This is a genomic window from Mycolicibacterium hodleri, from assembly GCF_025822245.1.
Classification (GTDB): domain Bacteria; phylum Actinomycetota; class Actinomycetes; order Mycobacteriales; family Mycobacteriaceae; genus Mycobacterium; species Mycobacterium hodleri.
Genome location: NZ_JACKTL010000010.1, coordinates 1 through 17,746 on the forward strand (window position 1 = coordinate 1; position 17,746 = coordinate 17,746).

20 protein-coding genes are annotated in these 17,746 nt (G+C 66.1%); 10 read left to right on the plus strand and 10 right to left on the minus strand.

Annotated features, from left to right (window positions below):
• A partial coding sequence (locus H7J06_RS02530) for an ATP-dependent DNA helicase (protein WP_264036720.1) occupies positions 1-1,929 on the plus strand: 1,929 nt, incomplete at its 5' end.
• Positions 1,930-2,128: 199 nt separating this feature from the next.
• Here the strand turns inward: H7J06_RS02530 and H7J06_RS02535 are convergent.
• Both H7J06_RS02535 and H7J06_RS02540 read right to left on the minus strand, forming a co-directional pair.
• A complete protein-coding gene (locus tag H7J06_RS02535) occupies positions 2,129-3,163 on the minus strand; it encodes an LLM class flavin-dependent oxidoreductase (RefSeq protein WP_068920425.1) in 1,035 nt (344 codons plus the stop codon).
• Positions 3,160-3,756 (minus strand): TetR/AcrR family transcriptional regulator, encoded by a 597-nt coding sequence (locus H7J06_RS02540; protein ID WP_068920424.1) that lies wholly within the window; start codon positions 3,754-3,756, stop codon positions 3,160-3,162. The genes H7J06_RS02535 and H7J06_RS02540 overlap by 4 nt, the downstream gene beginning before the upstream one ends.
• A gap of 69 nt (positions 3,757-3,825) precedes the next feature.
• Between H7J06_RS02540 and H7J06_RS02545 the strand changes: the two genes are divergently transcribed.
• From H7J06_RS02545 to H7J06_RS02565, 5 genes are read left to right on the plus strand one after another with little or no spacing between them, the layout of a single operon-like run.
• Entirely contained in the window at positions 3,826-5,022 is a 1,197-nt protein-coding gene (locus H7J06_RS02545) for a cytochrome P450 (RefSeq protein ID WP_068920423.1), read from the plus strand.
• Between the two features lie 3 nt (positions 5,023-5,025).
• Positions 5,026-5,229: a hypothetical protein gene (locus tag H7J06_RS02550; protein WP_068920422.1), complete on the plus strand. Its 204-nt coding sequence runs from the start codon at positions 5,026-5,028 to the stop codon at positions 5,227-5,229.
• 53 nt (positions 5,230-5,282) lie between these two features.
• The gene (locus tag H7J06_RS02555) at positions 5,283-5,750 is read left to right on the plus strand and encodes a PaaI family thioesterase (RefSeq protein WP_192860469.1); all 468 of its coding nucleotides are present in this window, start codon (positions 5,283-5,285) and stop codon (positions 5,748-5,750) included.
• 6 nt (positions 5,751-5,756) lie between these two features.
• Complete coding sequence (locus H7J06_RS02560; RefSeq protein WP_068920420.1) at positions 5,757-6,206, plus strand: PaaI family thioesterase; 450 nt, start codon at positions 5,757-5,759, stop codon at positions 6,204-6,206.
• A complete protein-coding gene (locus H7J06_RS02565) occupies positions 6,203-7,093 on the plus strand; it encodes an alpha/beta fold hydrolase (RefSeq protein WP_068920419.1) in 891 nt (296 codons plus the stop codon). Before H7J06_RS02560 ends, H7J06_RS02565 begins: the two co-directional genes overlap by 4 nt.
• 236 nt (positions 7,094-7,329) lie before the next feature.
• Here the strand turns inward: H7J06_RS02565 and H7J06_RS02570 are convergent, their stop codons facing one another.
• The 4 genes from H7J06_RS02570 to H7J06_RS02585 form a co-directional block, all read right to left on the minus strand.
• Complete coding sequence (locus H7J06_RS02570) at positions 7,330-7,713, minus strand: DUF732 domain-containing protein (protein WP_156720695.1); 384 nt, start codon at positions 7,711-7,713, stop codon at positions 7,330-7,332.
• Complete coding sequence (locus tag H7J06_RS02575; RefSeq protein ID WP_056549682.1) at positions 7,710-10,730, minus strand: MMPL/RND family transporter; 3,021 nt, start codon at positions 10,728-10,730, stop codon at positions 7,710-7,712. Before H7J06_RS02575 ends, H7J06_RS02570 begins: the two co-directional genes overlap by 4 nt.
• A gap of 47 nt (positions 10,731-10,777) precedes the next feature.
• Positions 10,778-11,212, minus strand: a complete 435-nt coding sequence (locus H7J06_RS02580; RefSeq protein ID WP_056547432.1) for a DUF6188 family protein — start codon at positions 11,210-11,212, stop codon at positions 10,778-10,780.
• Positions 11,213-11,304: 92 nt separating this feature from the next.
• Entirely contained in the window at positions 11,305-11,898 is a 594-nt protein-coding gene (locus tag H7J06_RS02585) for a TetR/AcrR family transcriptional regulator (RefSeq protein ID WP_056547435.1), read from the minus strand.
• A gap of 157 nt (positions 11,899-12,055) precedes the next feature.
• On the opposite strand from H7J06_RS02585, the gene H7J06_RS02590 reads away from it, so the two are divergent.
• The 4 genes from H7J06_RS02590 (at position 12,056) to H7J06_RS02605 (ending at position 15,387) form a co-directional block, all read left to right on the plus strand.
• Positions 12,056-12,715: a TetR/AcrR family transcriptional regulator gene (locus H7J06_RS02590; RefSeq protein WP_156720696.1), complete on the plus strand. Its 660-nt coding sequence runs from the start codon at positions 12,056-12,058 to the stop codon at positions 12,713-12,715.
• 213 nt (positions 12,716-12,928) lie between these two features.
• Complete coding sequence (locus H7J06_RS02595) at positions 12,929-13,513, plus strand: recombinase family protein (RefSeq protein ID WP_068920418.1); 585 nt, start codon at positions 12,929-12,931, stop codon at positions 13,511-13,513.
• Positions 13,513-14,154, plus strand: coding sequence for a hypothetical protein (locus H7J06_RS02600; RefSeq protein ID WP_192860468.1), 642 nt, complete (start codon positions 13,513-13,515; stop codon positions 14,152-14,154). Before H7J06_RS02595 ends, H7J06_RS02600 begins: the two co-directional genes overlap by 1 nt.
• A 30-nt stretch (positions 14,155-14,184) precedes the next feature.
• Positions 14,185-15,387, plus strand: a complete 1,203-nt coding sequence (locus H7J06_RS02605; RefSeq protein ID WP_068920417.1) for an AlbA family DNA-binding domain-containing protein — start codon at positions 14,185-14,187, stop codon at positions 15,385-15,387.
• Positions 15,388-15,476: 89 nt separating this feature from the next.
• Here the strand turns inward: H7J06_RS02605 and H7J06_RS02610 are convergent, their stop codons facing one another.
• The 4 genes from H7J06_RS02610 to H7J06_RS02625 form a co-directional block, all read right to left on the minus strand.
• Positions 15,477-16,235 (minus strand): hypothetical protein, encoded by a 759-nt coding sequence (locus H7J06_RS02610; RefSeq protein ID WP_264036731.1) that lies wholly within the window; start codon positions 16,233-16,235, stop codon positions 15,477-15,479.
• A 181-nt stretch (positions 16,236-16,416) separates the two neighbouring features.
• The gene (locus H7J06_RS02615) at positions 16,417-16,644 is read right to left on the minus strand and encodes a hypothetical protein (protein ID WP_068920415.1); all 228 of its coding nucleotides are present in this window, start codon (positions 16,642-16,644) and stop codon (positions 16,417-16,419) included.
• Positions 16,637-17,215: an AAA family ATPase gene (locus tag H7J06_RS02620; RefSeq protein WP_068920414.1), complete on the minus strand. Its 579-nt coding sequence runs from the start codon at positions 17,213-17,215 to the stop codon at positions 16,637-16,639. The genes H7J06_RS02615 and H7J06_RS02620 overlap by 8 nt, the downstream gene beginning before the upstream one ends.
• A 111-nt stretch (positions 17,216-17,326) precedes the next feature.
• Entirely contained in the window at positions 17,327-17,524 is a 198-nt protein-coding gene (locus H7J06_RS02625; protein ID WP_068920413.1) for a hypothetical protein, read from the minus strand.
• Positions 17,525-17,746 lie beyond the last annotated feature (222 nt).

The following is a 17,746-nucleotide window of genomic DNA, read 5'->3' on the forward strand; positions in this document are numbered from 1 at the left end:
GAAGCCGCGGCTGGCCGCGCGGCGGCGCGGGTGGCGCGCCGCGGCGGGGTGGTGGTGGATCGGCACGAGGTGGCGGCGATGGCGGCCCGCGCGGACAAGGCCGCGTTGACCCGCGCGGACCTGGTCGAGGTGATCGGCGCGCAGCTTCCCCTGATGGCCGACAACCCTGGCGTGGCCGCGGCGGAGGGTGGCGTGGACGGCTCCGCAGGGGATGTGGTGATGCCGCGCCAGGTCATCGAGGAGTGCGTCGACGCAGTCGCCATGCGGTTGACCGGGCCGCGGTTGGCGCATCAACGCGAAGGCACCGAACGGTTCACCGTGGACCTGATCCTGGTCGAGGAACGGCGGGTGTTCGACATGGTCGACGAGACCAGCCTGCGCAACGCGTGCTGGGTCCGCGAGTTCGACACCCCGGAGGCGTTGGGGCTCTCCGCGCAGCAGCACGCCGCGGTGACCGCGATCGCGGCCAGCCCCCAGCTGGTGCAGCCGTTGTCGGCGCCGGCGGGGGCGGGCAAGACCACCTCGATGCGCGCCTTGCGGGCCTTGGTGGAACGCCAGCGTCGGGGGACGGTGATCGTGATCGCACCGACTGGGAAGGCCGTGGACGTCGCCGTCGCCGAAGGTGCTGCGAGCGAGGGGTTCACGATGCACGCCGCGCTGGCGCGGTTGGCCGACGGGCGGCTGACGTTGGGTCCGTTCGACGTGGTGGTGGTCGACGAAGCCGGGATGGTCGGCACCCATCAGTGGCGTGCTCTGCTCACCCACACGACCACCGCGGGGGTGAAGACGGTGATGGTCGGTGACCCGCATCAGTTGGCGCCGGTGAAGGCCCGTGGAGGGATGTTCACCCAACTGTGCGAGGAGCTGCCCTGGGCTCAACGGTTGTCGGAGGTGTGGCGCATGCACGACCCCGGTGAGCGGTCGGCGTCGTTGGCGTTGGGCCAGGGTGGGCCGGCGCCGGTGCGCCGCGCCGTGGGCTGGTACCGCGACCACGACCGCCTTCACTGTGGGGATCAGGTCACCATGGCCGCCGACGCCCTCGAAGCCCACCAGGGCGACGTCACCGCCGGCCGGGACGCCTTGCTGATCGCCGACACCACCGAGACCACCGACGCCCTCAACCGGCGCATCCACGACCAGATCACCGAACAGCGGACCCGTACGGGCCGCGACACCACCACCGTCACCGCCGCGCGCGGACACCAGGTCGGGGTGGGGGACGTCGTCCTGACCCGACTCAACGACGCGACCATCGAGGTGCGCGACCGGGCCGACGTCACCCAGCGCCTGCCCGAGGCTCCGGTCCGTAACGGGCAGCGCTGGCAGGTCCTCAAAGTCGACGACACCCCCGATCATCCGCGCATCGCCGCCCGACGACTCGGCGACGGCGCGGTCACGGTCCTCGAGGGCGACTACCTCAAAAAGCAGGTGCAGCTCGGCCACGCGATCACCGTGCACTCGGCCCAAGGGGTCACCGCCGACAGCTGTCGCGCCGTCATCGGTGACACCACCACCCGCAACCTGGCCTACGTGGCGATGACCCGCGGCCGCGACACCAACGAGGTCTACCTCTACGAACGCACGATCACCGAAGCCGACCACCACCGCGACCACCCGGCACCCGACGAGGCAGGGGTGCACGTCGCCCAGCGCGGTGGGGCCGTCCAGGCCGCCCGGATGATGCGGCAGATCGTCGGGCGCGACGAACCCGCCCGCACCGCCCACCGCACCGCCGCCGACACCCCGGCCGAACTCCTGCCCGAGCTGGTGGCCAACCTGGTCGCCGAACACCACTCGGCGGTCACCCGACGGCACGTCGACTATCAGAAAAGTCAACGCGCCCAACGAGATCGGACGTTGGACCGCAGCCGCGGACTAGACCGTGACCGCGGCCGGGAACGCGATCGCGGTTATGACCTGAGCCTCTGATGCTCAAGAGTCTTCCCGCTGCTTTGGTGAGAGGTAAGTGGGCTTCGGTGCACCCCATGTCGCTCGTCACCGCACCTGGTGATGGTCATCGCTTTCGTCGTTGCCGGGAGTGACCGACACCTGCAGCCAAGTGCTTCAGGATTCAGGGAAGCGGGCCGTTGTGAACATCGAAGGCGCGACGGCGTGCGTCGAGTGAGCACTATTGCGCGGCGTGAGCAATCCTGCGTGGTGAGCATTCCCTGATGAGGCTTTCGAGGTTCTGCTGCACGCGTTCGGGGGCGATGCCCACCGATGGTGAGTACAGCATGATGTGGTCGAGAACGCCTTCGTAGCGCGTGAGCCCGACGCGGACGTCGTCGGCGGTTCCGGCGACGCCCATGGTGTCGATCATCTCCTCGGACACCGCGGCGAACATCGTGGGGAAGTCGCGTCGGGCGAAGGCTTCCCGGATGGCTCTGCCCTCGGTGGCGAAGCCGTTCACGTCGAGCACGGTTTCGTAGGACTTGACCGAAGCGTAGAACGCGATCTGTTGCGCCAGTTCACGTCTGGCGACCTCGGCGTCGTCGTGGATGGCGCACATGACCATGGAGACGACTTCGACGTCACGGGGGTCGCGGTCGGCGTGCGCGGCGCCCTTGGCGATGGCGGGGCGGACGATCTCCTGGACGTAGGTGGTGGTGAACAGGGGGTGGCCGGCCAGGCCGTCGGCCACCCGCCCGGCTGTCTCGCACATCCGGGGGCGCACACCGGCGGTGATGATCGGGATCGCGCGGCTGGGTGGTTGTACCTCACCGGTGGGGGTGAGGTGCATCGTGTAGAAGCGGCCGTCGTGGTGGATCGGGCCGTCGTGCAGGTTCCAGATGCGGCGCAGCAGACCGACGAGTTCTTCCATGCGCAGCGCGGGTGCGGCGGTGTCGGATACGCCGTGCCAGTCGCTCATCATCCGTTTGGTGCCGTTGCCGATGCCGAGTACCAGTCGTCCGTCGGAGAGTTCGTCGAGGTCGCGTGCTTCGGTGGCCAGCACCAGGGGGCTTCGTCCGATCCCGTAGAGAATGGAGGACCCGATCCGGCAGTTCTGTGTGCTGTTGGCCATCGCGGCCATGGAGATGGACCCAGAGCGGGAGTAGAACTCCGAGGCCCAGGCGGCGTCGAACCCGGCCGCGTCGGCGGCCTGGGCGGTCCGGGCCAACGACGGCAGATCCGCGCCGAGGACCGAGAGGCCGTAAGTGCTCATGCTCGGTCTCCTCGGCGCGGGCGTAGTCCGTCGAACATGACGGCTCTAAGGGTTCCGGCGACCACCGTCTCGTCGAGAGGCTGGTCTGCGACCAGGTACATGAGGGCGTTTATCGTGACCGCGCCGAACAGCGCCATGGAGGCGGATCGTGGATCTGGCTGGGCGACAAGGGATCCGTCGCGGGCGCCTGCGACCAGCAGTGCTTCGACGGGTTGCTGGTAGGCGGTGTTGATCATCTCGGCGATGACCGGCATCCGGGCCGCGCGTCCCAGTTCGCCGATGAGTGCCCGACAGACCGCTGGCCGCTGCGCCATCGCCCGCAGTTGTGCGCCGATGACGAGTTCGAGGCGTTCGGCACCGGTGCCGTCGGTGTGCACGATCGCCGCCACAGCATCGGCGATGTCGGTGAGGAGGTCTTCGAGTAGATACGCGAGGATCTCCTCCTTGCCCGTGAAGTAGTAATACAGCGTCGCTTTCGGCACGCCGGTCACCGCGGCGACGTCCTCGATCTTGGAGTCGTTGAGCCCTTTTTCGGCGAACAGGTCCGCCGCTGCGGGGAGCCGGTCAGCGATCTGACGTGGAATCTTGCGCATTGCCCAATCCCGTTCTTCAAGTTTAGACTCCGAGTCTAAACCCTTGCTTCATGGCGGTGGGAGGTCCTCGTGGTCGCGGTGCCCATGCGGTATGACCCGTTCGACGCCTCGATACTCGAAGACCCCTATCCGACGTACCGCGTGTTGCGCGACGCGGCTCCGGTATACCGCGCGCAGGATTCGCACACCTGGGTGTTGAGCCGGCACGCCGACGTCCAAGCCGCGGCCTTGGATCACGGCACCTACTCCTCGGTGGACGGGATCTTCCCCACCCCGCCGGGATCGGACTTCATCGGGTCGTTTCTGCCGATGATGATCGTGATGGACCCGCCCCGACACGACCAGCTGCGCGCCCTGGTGAGCCGGGCGTTTACCCCCCGCAGGGTCACCGGCCTTCAGACCACCATCACGCGGATGGCGGCGGAGTTGTTCGAACGCCTCGACGAGGGGTCGGGGTCGGCCGATTTCGTGACCGACTTCGCCGCCATCCTGCCCGCCGCGGTGATCGCCGATCTGTTGGGCGTTCCCGCCACCGATCATGATCAGTTCCGATCGTGGTCGAGCCAGCTGGTGCAGGTCGACGTCACCCACGGTCACACCAGCGACGCGCTGGCCGCGGCCGCGTCGATCTACGCTTACTTCACCGATTTCCTCGCCGACCGCCGCCACAATCCCCGCGAGGACCTGATGTCGGCGTTGGCGAACGCCACCGTGGACGGGGTCGGGCTCACCGACGAGGAGGTCCTCGGCTTTTGCGCGCTGCTGCTGGTCGCGGGCTACGAGACCACCACCAACCTGCTGGGGAACGCCGCGGTCGTGCTGGCCCAGCATCGACAGGCACGTCGCCGACTGGTCGCCGATCGCACGCTGCTGGTACCGGCGGTGGAGGAGTTGTTGCGTTATGACTCACCCGCGCAGGGGCTTTCGCGAACCCTGACCCGTGACGTCGTTCTTCACGACACGACGATGCGCCGCGGAGAGAAGGTGCTGCTGCTGTTCGGCTCGGCCAACCGCGACGAGCGTGTCTTCCCCGATCCGGACGTGTTCGACATCGATCGCACCTGCGAACACCAGGTGGCCTTCGGTCGCGGTGTCCACTTCTGCCTGGGTGCGGCACTGGCGCGGATGGAGGCTCGGACCGCCCTGAATGCGTTGCTGGACAAAGTGCCCGACTGGGAGGTCGACCTGGAGTCTGCGCGTCGTCTGCGGTCCGGGCCGATCCGGGGCTTTACGTCGCTGCCCATCATGTGGGCCGCACCGGTCTAGCCCGTGCCCCTGTCCGACGGCCTCGACGATCCGTCCCTTCCCGCGCAGGCCACCCGCAATCCCACGGGCAGCCCGAAGTGGACGCTGGGGGTGTCGTGCCTGTCGGTGGCACTGGTCTTCGGCACCAGCCAGGCCGCGATGGCGCTGTCGGCGATCACCGCGGTCGGATCGCAGATTGACACGTCTACAGAATCGAGCACTCCGTGAGCGAGGCGCTGAGCGGTGAGCCGGTGCGGTTGCCGCCGCACACTCCCACCTGCATGGGGTGCGGCCCCGACAATCCCCACGGCCTGCAGATGGAGGTGTTCCGATCCGGGCAGCAGGTCTACACCGACCTGGTTTTCGACGAACGGCACGGCGGGGCACCGGGTCTCGCGCACGGAGGTGCGATCGCCGCGGCGTGCGACGACTTGTTCGGCTTCACCCTGTGGATCGTCGGAACCCCGGCGGTCACCCGCAACCTGGCCGTCGGCTACCGCGTGCCGGTGCCGTTGCATCACCCCCACCGCATCGTCGCGCGCGTCGACAGCCGCGAGGGGCGAGCCCTGCACGTCAGTGCGACCGGGATCGGGCAGGACGGCATCGTGCGCTTCACCGCCACGGCGATGTTCGTTGCCGTGGACGTCGAGCACTTCGCCGCCCACGGCGACCTCGGCGCGTTCGGTGACATGCTCGAGCGTTTCGCTGGAGCACGACCGTCGGCCGATGACAGAGAAGGCGAGGATTGACAGACGATGGTGACCACGACGTTCGCGCACTTCGACGCGCAGATCGCCGACCAGCTGCTCCACGCGGCGAACACGGCGGGCGGACTGTCGACGTTCCTGAATTTTCGACACACCGCACTCACCGCGGGTCGGCTGGTGGCGGAGATGGATACCCGCGAGGACCTGCTGACCCCGTTCGGCAATCTGCACGGCGGGTGTTTGTCGGCGATGGTCGACCATTGTCTCGGGGTGGTGTTCTACCCCGTCATTCCGGCGGGATCGTGGGTCGCGACCACCGAGTTCAAGTTGAACCTGCTCAGACCCGTGTCCAGCGGGGTGTGCGTCGCCATTGCCGACATCGTGTCGCTGGGCAAACGCAGCGGGGTGGCGCGCATCGACATCACCAACGGCCACAAGGCCGTATGCGCCGCGCAGGGCACCGTCACGATCGTGAGCACCGCAGGCAACGCATCGTGACTTCGGTCGTGCAGCATCGGGTCCGGACCGGAGACGGGATCACCCTTGCCGCCGAGTACTACCCCCACGACGGTGATCGTCCCGTCGTGTTCCTCCTGCACGGCGGCGGTCAGAACCGGCACGCGTGGACCACCTCAGCGCGCCGGCTCCAGTCGCGCGGATACTCGGTGGTGGCCTATGACACCCGCGGTCACGGCGACAGCGACTGGGATCCGGCCGGGCGCTACGACGTCGAGCGACTCGCCACCGACCTGCTCGCCGTCCGTGACCACTTCAGCGCCAATACCCCGCCCGCCGTCGTCGGCGCATCGCTGGGGGGAATGACCGCCCTGGGCGCGCACCTGCTCGCATCCGGGGCGTCGTGGGCGGCGGTGATCCTGGTCGACGTCACCCCGCGGTTGGAGTTCGAGGGTGCCCGTCGCGTCGTGACGTTCATGGCCGCCCACCCCGACGGCTTCGCCACCCTCGGCGATGCCGCCGAGGTGATCGCCGCCTACAACCCGCATCGCGCGCGCCCCGAGAACCTCGACGGCCTGCACAAGGTGCTTAGGCAGCGTCCCGACGGTCGCTGGGTGTGGCGATGGGACCCGGCGTTCGTCCACTCCAACTTCGACTTCCTGCGCGACGGCGCGGCCGCGGGCACCGAGCAGTTCGACGCGATCAGCCATCTGCTGATTGACGGAGCCCGACGCGTCACCGCCCCAACACTTCTCGTCCGCGGGCTGCTGTCCGACGTGGTCTCCCAGGCCACCGTCGAGGAGTTCACCCACCTGGTCCCGCACGCCGAAACCGTCGACGTGTCCGGCACCGGTCACATGATCGCCGGGGACGACAACGACGCCTTCACCGCCGCGGTCACCGACTTCCTCGACCGCTGCACTCTCTAGACCGCGCCACTGCACCGCTCGGGCACGCTGCCCACGCTTGGGCGACGCGGCCAGTTCGGTGACGTGTTCAGTCTGTAGAGTTTCTGCGCCGTCGGCTGGCTACGTGTCCAAAATCGTTGCTGCACTGACTATTTCGCCGCGCATCACTCATCCGACATGTCGAGCGGTGGTGGACTACCACCACGTCAGCTCTCGAGAAGCTTTGCTTTTCCACGCAGCAGTTCCCCGGCCCGCTGTCAGCAGCCGAGTTCCCCTCCGGCGGCGACGATGATCTCAACGGCGGCCGGTACTGATATCGCCAAGTCCTTCGAGACCATCTCAATGGCGTCAGAGGATGGATGGCCGCTGTGGGTCAGCTGGCACACCTTGTAGCCCTCGGTCAGCAGTTGTTGAGCTGTCAGATACGCCAGCCTGCTCTGAAGTCGCTGGAGGTAGCCGGCCTCATCGGCGACCGCAGTGGGCGCGGTCGCGACCCCGATGCCCACAGCGATGGCCAGCAGGGCTACATGGACGGCTCGTGGACGCCGGTTCCGCCGCAGCGATGTCCGCGTCGACCCCACACGGACATCGCCTGCTGCGGTAGGTCGGGACGAGTGAGCACAGGCAACGCGGTCGTTCATGAGGTCCGTCTCTGGGGGGTGGTGGGGCGGTGGGGCCACCAGCTGGCCTCGCGGAGCAGGACGGCGATGGCGGGGACGGTGAGGGTGCGCACGACGAAGGTGTCCAGCAGCAGACCGCAGCCGATGATGAATCCGGCTTGGATCATGATGGCGATGGAGCCGACCATCAGGCCCAACATGCTGACCGCGAAGATGATGCCGGCCGAGGTGATCACCGACCCGGTGCTGGCCACGGTGCGTAGGACCCCGACGCGGATGTTGCGGGTGGATTCCTCCTTGAGCCGCGACACCAGGAGCATGTTGTAGTCGGCGCCCACCGCGACCAGGATGATGAACGCCAATAGCGGTACGGGCCAAGCGATTTCACCACCGAGTCCCCACTGGAAGACCAAGACTCCAATGCCCAGCGAGGCAGTGTAGTTGAGCACCACGGTGCCCAGCAGGTAGAGCGGGGCGAGCAGTGCGCGCAGCAGCAGCACCAGGATCAGGCCCACGATGAGCAGGGTGGAGGCGGCCAGCTGGATGAAGTCGGCGGTCAGGAGGCGCTGAATGTCGGAGTTGACCGCCGGGAACCCGGCAACCGAGATGCGGGCTTGCGCCAGGGAGGTGTTGGGTCTGGCTGCCTCGGCGACGGCGACCATCTGGTGGGACAAGTCCATGGCCTCGGCGCTGTAGGGGTCGTTGCTGGATTCCACGAGGAATCGGGCGGTCTTGCCGTCGCGGGAGAGGAACTGTTTGGCGACGTCGGCGAACTGGCGGTTCTCGAAGGCGTTGGGCGGCAGAAAAAAGCCGCTGGAGGTGTCGGAGCCGGTGCTGGCGCGCGCCGAGTTCTGCAGCTGGGTGGCGATCTGGCTCATCCCGCTAAGCATGTCGATGTTGCTGTCGGCCAGGGTGTGCACGCCGGTGGCCAGGGCTTGGGCGCCCGAGGCGAGTTGGCCGATGCCGTCTTGGAGTCGGCGGACGTTACCGGCCAGGTTGGCGGGGTCACCGAGCGCGCCGAACGCCTTGTCCAGCGAGGTGACTGCGGTCTGGACGCCGGCCAGGGTGTCGGCCACGGATGCGTTCTGGCCGACGGTGTCCCCGAGCCCGGCGACCTGGGTGAAGAACCCGGCGTTGCGCAGCGTCGTGAGGACCTGGACCTGGTCGCGGATCTGGGCGCACTGCGGTGTGGTCGCGCACCACGGCGAGGTGTTCAGCGCGCCCACCAGCGGGTCGATGGTGGCGATGGCACCATCGGCCTGCTCGGCGAGCGGGCGCAACCCCGGTCCCGAACGCAGCGCCTGGTCGACCGCGGGTGCGGTCGCCGAGAGTTGGCTCAACAGGGGCCGAAACTGGTCCACCTTCCGCCCTGCGCTCTGGGCCTGATCGAGGATTCCGGTCAGCGGGGTCAGCGCGGTCCGCAGGGTGGTGTCGAGTTGGGCGAGGCCACCGGCGAGTTGGTCCGCGCCGCCGGTGAGCTTGGCCAGGTCATCCTTGCGGGCGTTGCCGTCGTCCACCGCGCCGGCCATCTTGTCGCCGATTTGTCCGTTCTGCCACCCCAGTTGGGCCTGCTCCAGGCGGGCTCCCGCGGGTCGGGTGACCCCGGACACCTTCGTCACCCCGGGGACCTGCGCGATGCGCGAGGCCATCTCGTCGAGGTCGGCCAGTCCCTTGCCGGTGCGCATGTCGGTGGGAGACTCCACGACGAGGAATTCGGAGATGACGACGTCGGTGCGGAAGTGCCGGTCCAACAGCTGATAACCCTCGTTGCTGGCGGTGGTGGCGGGTTGTCCCTTGCGGTCGTCGTAACTCAACGTCATCGTCGTGGCGACCGCTGAGAGTGCCAGCAGGATGGCCAGGCTGACCAGCAGCAGCGGCACCGGCTTGCGCACCACCGCCACGGCCACGGAGTTCCAGTACCGCCGGGTGCGGTCGGACTTGGGTTCGCCGATACCGCGTTTCGCGGCCAGCGACAGCACCGGCGGCAACAACGTCACGGTCGCCACGAACCCGACCAGGACGGCGACCGCGCAGGCCGGTCCCATCCCGGCGAACACGCTCAAGTTGGCGAACACCATCGCGGCGAACGCCAACGCGACCGTGGCGGCCGAGGCCAGGATGACGCGGCCGATGCTGGCGGTGGCGTGCTCCACCGCCTGATCGGGGGCGACCTGCGCCCTGCGCTGTTCGTGGTAGCGGCTGATCAGGAAGACGGTGTAATCGGTGCCGGCGCCCAGCAGGATCGCCGTCATGAAGGCCACGGTGAACTGCGAGACCGGCATACCCAACTCGCCGAGTACGGACAGCACTCCGCGCCCCACCGCCAGACTGATGCCGATCACCAGCAGAGGCAACAGCGCGGTGAACACCGACCGGTAGACGATGAGCAGGATCAGCGCGATCAACCCGGCGGTGGCGATGGAGATGAACAGCAGATCGTGTTCGGCCTCGGCGATCTGATCGCTGAACGTCGACGGCGGCCCGGTCACCCGCACCGTCGTCGACGATCCGGCGAACGCGTCGGCGGCGATCGCGCGGACCGCGGTGACCGATTCGGCGGCGGCGGGGTCACCGAGCGTGCCGGCCACCCCCACCGGCAGATACCAGGCCTTGCCGTCCTGGCTGAGTGCCTGGGTGGCGGTCACCGGGTCGGCCAGCAGGTCTTGAACCAGCAGAACGTGCGTGGTGTCGGCGCGCAGCCGCGACACCAGATCCGTGTACTGCGTGCGCGCCGAGGGGGTCAGGCCTGCCGGGTCCTCCATCGCGACGAAGAGCATGGTCTTGGAGCCCTGCTCGCCGAAGGCCTCGCTCATTCGGTCGAGGGTTTGAAAAGACGCCACGTCGCGGGGGATCAGCTGGACGGATTGTTTCTGCACCACCGTTTCCAGTTGCGGGAACAGCAGGGCCAGGACCACCGCCAGTCCGACCCAGGCGCCGATCACCAACGCCTTGTGTCGCACGGTGAATCGGGCCAACGCGCCGAGGCGCTCGCTGTACTCCCCGGAGGTCTTGGCAGCCGAAATGGTGCGTTCACGCACCCGGGTGGCGGCGGCGTCGGGCGGGTCCGCTTCGTGGCCGTCGACGCTCAAGGGCGCACCGCAGGGCGCTCGGACACCAGGTCGTCCGCGGGCATGTCGTGGCGGACGACGCGGACCCGGCCACCGGGTAGACAAGCCATGTAACCGTGGCGCTTGCCGTACAACTCCCACGCCGCGAAGCACTCGTCGGCGGCCACGGTGAAGCCGTAGCCGTTGGAGAACTCGACACGCAGCGTGCCGTCGTCCTCGCAGGTGGCGAGCGTGCAGACGCTACCGGCGAAATTCAACAACGGGCGCTGATGATTCGGTACGTCATTCGGGTCGACCATCACGTCTTCGGCCGGGTGTGCCCCCACCGCAGGAAGCGACAAGCGCAGTGGTCGGGTAACGACCAGCTCGTTGTAGTCGGCCATGGTGAGTACCAGGCCGCCAACCAAGCTGACGCGCTGGACCTCGCAGGCTTCGATCCACTGGGTGATCATGAGACCTCTCTACCTCGATCTGATTCGTAACGATACCATCAGTATCGGTGCGCTACTAATAGTGTTGTTTCGTGTGGATCGGGTTGGCCCGGCTACCTCTCGTCGTGGACTATCAACGCGATGCTGCGCTCCAGTCCGATCGCGACGTCTTCGGTGGAGGCGCCGTGCCGGACCCACGCGATCAGGCTGGCCAGCCAGATATCGCCGACCAGGGCGGCAACTCGGTGTTGTGTCGGGCTCGGCTCCTCACCGGCGATCGCCAGCCCGATCAGGTGCTCGATGACCCCCGCCGCGCGGGCCACCTCGGCGCTCGCGCTGCCATCGGCGACGACGAATGCGCGGGTCACGGCCTCGGTCAGGGCCGGCCGAGCGCGCCATTCCTGGCATAGTCGGGTGTTCAACTGCTCCACCCGCAGGCGCGGCGATCCCGCTGTGACCGTCCAATCTCGTTCAGCGCCAATACGTTCGAACTCACGCGCGAGGACGGCGATCAGCACGTGCGGCTTCGACGGAAAGTAGCGATACAGGGTGCCGACTGCCATGCCCGCACGATCGGCGATGGCGCGCATCTTCACGGCGTCATATCCACCGCTCGTGGCGATCGTCGCGGTGCAGTCAAGGATGATCTCGCGTCGGCCGAGTCTCCCGGTGAGGAAATCGTGCCTGATCGATTCGGTTGTCGTCATCGGCGGTCCGCAGCCTTTCGCGTGCTTAGGGCTGTCAGAGCGGTGACACTGTCACGTTCAGCCGCGGCTAGGGATGACCAGTATCGCTACGCTACCGTTGGTACCATAACGTGGTGAGAGTCGTAATGACCAGACAATCCCGGCGACGGAAACGGCGTTGAGCGAACATGTGTTGCCCGACGGCGACGACGCCGATCCGCGTCGGGCGCGGTCACGGACCCGACTGCTCGACGCCGCCGCTCACCTGCTCAGTACCGGCGGAGTCGAGGCGGTCACGATCGAGGCGGTCACCAAGGCCTCGAAGGTCGCACGAACCACCCTCTACCGCCACTTCACCAGTTCCTCCCACCTTCTCGCCGCCACCTTCGAGCGACTCCTGCCCCAGGTCACCCCGCCGCTTCCGAGCTCAGTTCCCCTGCGAGAGCAGCTGATCGAACTGCTCACCCGTCAGGCAACCTTGTTCGCCGAGGCACCCCTTCACCTCACCACCCTCGCCTGGGTCTCACTAGGGCCTTTGTCGCCAGATGGTAAAGACGCGGGCCACACGCAGTCACTGCGAAAAAGGGTCGTCGACCAATACCGCCAACCGTTCGACACCATCCTGCAGAGCCCCCAAGCGCGCGACGAACTCGATGACTTCGACGTCGAACTCGCCATGTGCCAACTCGTCGGACCACTCGCCTTCGCACGCATGACCGGACTCCACACCATGAGCCGGCACCACTGCGAACACATCGTCGATGACTTCCTGACGGCGCATCAACGCATGCGCCCCGGAGGTCAACCAGCCTCAGCTCGCGATTTCTCACCGAAGTAGACAGATTAACGCAGACGCCAAGCCGTGATTCCACGCGCGTGGCGATTGAGTTGTAGCGGCGGCAATCTAACCGTGTCTCGTTTCTAGAGAAACGAGACCGGCTTACGGGGAACACTCCCCCGTCGCATCGCCCCAGGTGGCGCCGTCTCATTTCTCGTCTCACACAGCGTGTCTCAGATCCTCGTTGTCGGTGCGCAATGCGACAGTGGTGCTGTGACGGCGATTCTCGGGTACGCGCGGGTAAGCACTCTGGGCCAGGACCTTGATGCGCAGCTCGCCGCGCTCGCCGCCGAGGGGGTCGAATCCGGTCATGTCTTCACCGACAAACTCTCCGGTGCGGTGAACACCGATCGGCCAGGTCTCACGGCCTTGCTTCACTATGCCCGCGAGGGTGACACCGTAGTGGTAACCGCCATCGATCGGCTGGGCCGATCTGTCGTAGAAGTAACTCGCACCATCGCAGATCTTGGCCAGCGCCGAATCCTGTTGCGCGCGTTACGTGAAGGCGTAGACACCGGTACGCCGACGGGGCGTGCGGTGGCCACCATTATGGCGACGCTGGCCGAGCTCGAGCTCGAGCTCGGCCGCGAGCGGCGCGCCGCCTCACGCGACTCTCGCCGAGTTCGCCAACTGCCGGCCACCAAGCCGGCCAAGCTGACCCCGGAACGCCAAGAACAGCTGCGCCGGCTCGCCGCAACGGGCGAACCGGTACCCGAACTTGCTCAAGCATTCGGCGTCAGCCGGGCCACGGCATACCGCTACCTGGCCAAACTCAGCTCACCATCAGGAGCCGCGTGATGACCAGCACCGATCTGCACCCGTCGACACATCTACGAGCCGCGGCGTGGGTCCCCGACGACGTCGAAGATCGGCCGTGGGAGGACGCCATCGCCCTTGCCTCCGAATGGATTTGGGAACGCAGCCAGGAGGAGGATCTAGCGCCCCTGCTGGTGAGCAACGCGCAAAATGCCGCGAGCTTCGGTTATGCCGACCTTGACGAGATCATCCGAGCTGGTGGGCACGCCACGCCGCAAAGCCGTAGCCGGCCCGACCGCGGGCCGGTCCTAGTCTTCGTGCCAGATGAACGGTCGTTGCACTTCGCGATGGGCCTCGCTCGCGGTCATTCACTCGCTGTCGTCGAGGGTTCCACGCCCTTGGCCGAGTGGGCTGCTGGCGCGGCCGCGGTCAACCTGCTGACGGGAGAGGTCACGCCGTCCGAGATGGACGATGACGTGCGCAAAGACCTCGATTCCGTCATCTTCTACGGCGGCCGTAACGGCTGGACCGGAGCAGATGACAAGGCCCAAGCGCGACGCTTCCTCGGCGGCCACATCAGCGGCGGCCGGCTCACTCCCGATCAAGCCGCCGCCTACGTCCTTTCGTCGCAGTCGGTGTCCGACCGCGGAGCGAAACGGCTACGCGAACAGCTCAGCCGCTAGTCCGCGCGAAAGTCCGGTTGAGGAGCCCCCATGGATGCGATCCAAGCCCGTACAGAAGACGAACTCCAGCGGTTAGCGCTGAATGGGTTGCTTGAAGAAACCCACTGGTTGGATCTCAAGCGGGAGCTGGGATCCGGTAACGCCGCCAACAAGGACCTAGCCAAAGACATCGCTGCTTTCGCTCTTGACGGAGGAACAATCCTGATCGGCGTCGACGAGGACACCTCACCGCCAGGCCTGTGGCCCGTCCCTATCCACGGACTCGCCGAACGCATCGAGCAGATCGCGCGAATGAGAGTCGACGAGGCGGTACAGATCCGCACCACCGCCATCAACTCCACTAGCGATCCCACCCTCGGTTACGTCGTGGTCCACGTGCCGCAGTCAGTTCGAGCCCCGCACATGGTCGATGGCCGCTATTACGGCCGCGGCGACAAAACCAACCGAATGCTCCCCAATGCCGAGGTAGTGCGGCTACTCGACAGGCGACTGGCTGATCGTCGTGACCTCCGAGCGGATGCGCGCGCGATACGTACAGACCTCGTCGGCGGTGACCAACGACTGTTAGTGGTGGTGGCCGAGCCGGTCGGGGCCCGCGAGGACATGCTCGTTGCTTTGTCTGAATCATCAACGTGGCAAGAAACAGTGCTTCAACTAGTGCACTCAGCCACGGACGCTCAAAACCAAACGTATGCACCAACTTTGGCCCAGGCCAGCGGTTTCGCCCGACGTCCTGGCGGCGTCGCACTCACCACTGGCATGTACGACGGGCAACGTTTCTCGGGCAACGACCACGCCGCCGAGATCGTCTTCACCGAATCCGGGCGGCTCGTTCTGGCATCTGAGCGAGCCGTGACCACACGATCATTCCCAAACGTGTTCCCTGCCCAACCCGACGTCACCGTCATATTTGAGGCGTTGATCGTCGGTCACATCAGCATGCTTGCCCGACTCGCTGCGGCGGTCTCCCATCAGTGGGGATATACCGGCAGTTGGCGGTTCGCACTCTCGATGAATGGCCTCAACGACTCGGTCTCATGGACCCTCGCCGACCAGCATTTCGGCGACGGAGGGCCGATCTACACCGAGAACATCTATGAGCGGGCCACTGAAGCTTCGCTAGACGACCTCGACGACGACCCCGGCCAGGTCGCCGCGGACCTCACTGCTCCGCTGCTTCGAAGCCTCGGCAGTTACCCAGCCTGGGCAAAACGCTTGCAACGACAGTCCTAAGGCAGGCCGGCGCCGTTTCGGGGGCGCTATGGATTATTACGTCATGACGTATAGACGTAATTGCGTCTCAACGTAAGTACGTCATGACGTCATGACGTCGTGGGTCGCTGCGTCAGCACGGTCTGTACCTTGCTTCGTCTCACGACCCAGTCGCGCAATTCATGGCTGATCGAGTTCAGCAGCGGTAGGAGAACCCGGTCGTGCTGATGTCGAACGTCGACATAGAGCAGTGAGTCCATATGAGACACGCGGTTTCGTAGTTTCCGCAGATCACGAACCTTGTTGCCTGTGCCGTACCCGCGCGGGTCGTGTTGGACGTGGGGAAATCCCCCATGCAGGCAGTTGCGCCACAGGTCCCGACGGGCTTGAAGGTTCACCGGGTTTTGCACCGGATGGCCGTTTGGGTCCACCCATCCCGCATTGAACTTCTCGGGTAGCAGGTTGGCCCAGGTGCCGAACATGACGTTCGCGACCAGGTCGTCATGGGTGATCGCGCCGCCGTGACGGGGGTGGTTGGCCGGCCGAGCGCGGCGAGACTGGTCAGCTGCCTTGTAAAGGTTGTGGCGGGATGCGCTGAACACGTTCGGCCCCGACAGGTACGGAATGCTGGCAACGTGACCGATCCATTCAGGCGCACCTACATGCTGCTGCGACCACCCGCACAGCTGCGTGTCGATCGCATGCCGCACCGCGACCTCGGCGATTCCCAACGGGTCCTGTAAGGCGGCGGCGACCTCGATGTTCCACTCGTAGAGTGCCAGCGCATCGGCGTCTTGCCCGCCAGAAAGAGACCGATAATGCGCCAGTCGCGAAGGGTGCAGGCTCTTGAAGATCTCCGCTGGGTTCACTGACACAACCGGTCACTGTGCCAGACAAACAAGGAAGCCCCCCTCAGAGAGGGAGGCTTCTTCACGAACAGCCGGACAAGCCGACCGCATCTGTAAGCACTATATCAAATTTGGGACACCAATGAAGACACCAATTTCAAGCATTCCGGAGGTGTACAGACGTAACAACGTAACAACGTAATTACGTCTTGGCGTTGTCGGCCAGCCACCGATCGGCCAAATCGGTGAGGATCTTGCTCATGCTGGTGTCGCCGTCAAGGGCGGCCTGCTTGAGGCCCCGAACAGTAGAACGGGGCAGGTAGACCGTGGCTCTCTGCATGTCATCTGCGGGGGACCGGAACGCTTCGGCGGCCCGCTTGGAGGGCTCAGTGCGCACACGGGCGGCCATCTTCGAGGTCAGATCAGACATGGGCCATCGCTTCCAGGAGTTCGGTCAGAACATCGTCGTAGCCGTGCAGACGGGTGGGAGTGGCGCCGTAGGCACGGCGCACGTCTTCGCGCCGCAGGATCGGGGTCCCGATGACGGGTACGCCTTCGGCCTCCAAGAGTCCGCGGACTTCATCGGCAAGACGGGTGCGTAGATCCACGCTCGTCAGCAGGACGGCGGTCGGACGGTGAGCGGTGATCTCCAACGTGGGCCAGACCCGTCGAACGTCCAGCGGGGACGTCCCGGTCGGCACGACGACCAGATCTGCGATGTCAATGGCCTCCTGGATTACCTGCGCCGTTCCAGGTGGGGTGTCGATGATTGTCAAGTCGCAATCGCGATCTGCGGTCAGGGGCCGGCTGGCCGGCACTACAGGAAACGGCATCGGACCGTCGGCCGTGGCGTCGGCGGCCCATTCGAGTGCAGAGCCTTGTGGATCGGCATCGACGAGCACCACGTCTAAGCCGCGCGAGACGCCCGCGGCTGCGAGATACATCGCGCTGGTGGTCTTGGCGACCCCACCCTTGGTGTGCACCAGGGAAATAATCGGCATACCAGCGATCTTACGTCATGACGTAACAACATAACTACGCTAAAACGCAAAAACGTCATTACGTTATTACGTCATAGTGGTGAACCGAAGCATGTTGACGGCAGGCCATCGCTAGATGCCGACGTGCTTGTCCAGCCAGGCTGCAGCCACGAAGAACACCCCGCCGCCCGCTACGGCAGCGGTGAGTGGTTCACGTGTTCCTGCGTAGGTTCCGATCCCGCTAGCCCCTGCGGCCACCGCGGCCGCCGAGAACACCACGGTGCTGCGCAGCGTCAGCAGCGGCGGTGGGTCCTTCTTCTGTGATGCCACAGTTGCCCCTATTGCTCGTAGAAACATGCCTTCACCCCTTAAAGGGACGGCAGGCCATGTTCTACAGGGGCACCGTGCAGACAACTGGGCCGCTAAACTGCCAACAGCCCTAAACGTGCAGGTCAGAAGGCTATGTCTGGACGGGGGCGCACACCCGGCTCAACAGTCCGGCACGGCTCGTCTTCCCTCGCTGAGTTGCTCTTCACCACACACTGGGCGGCC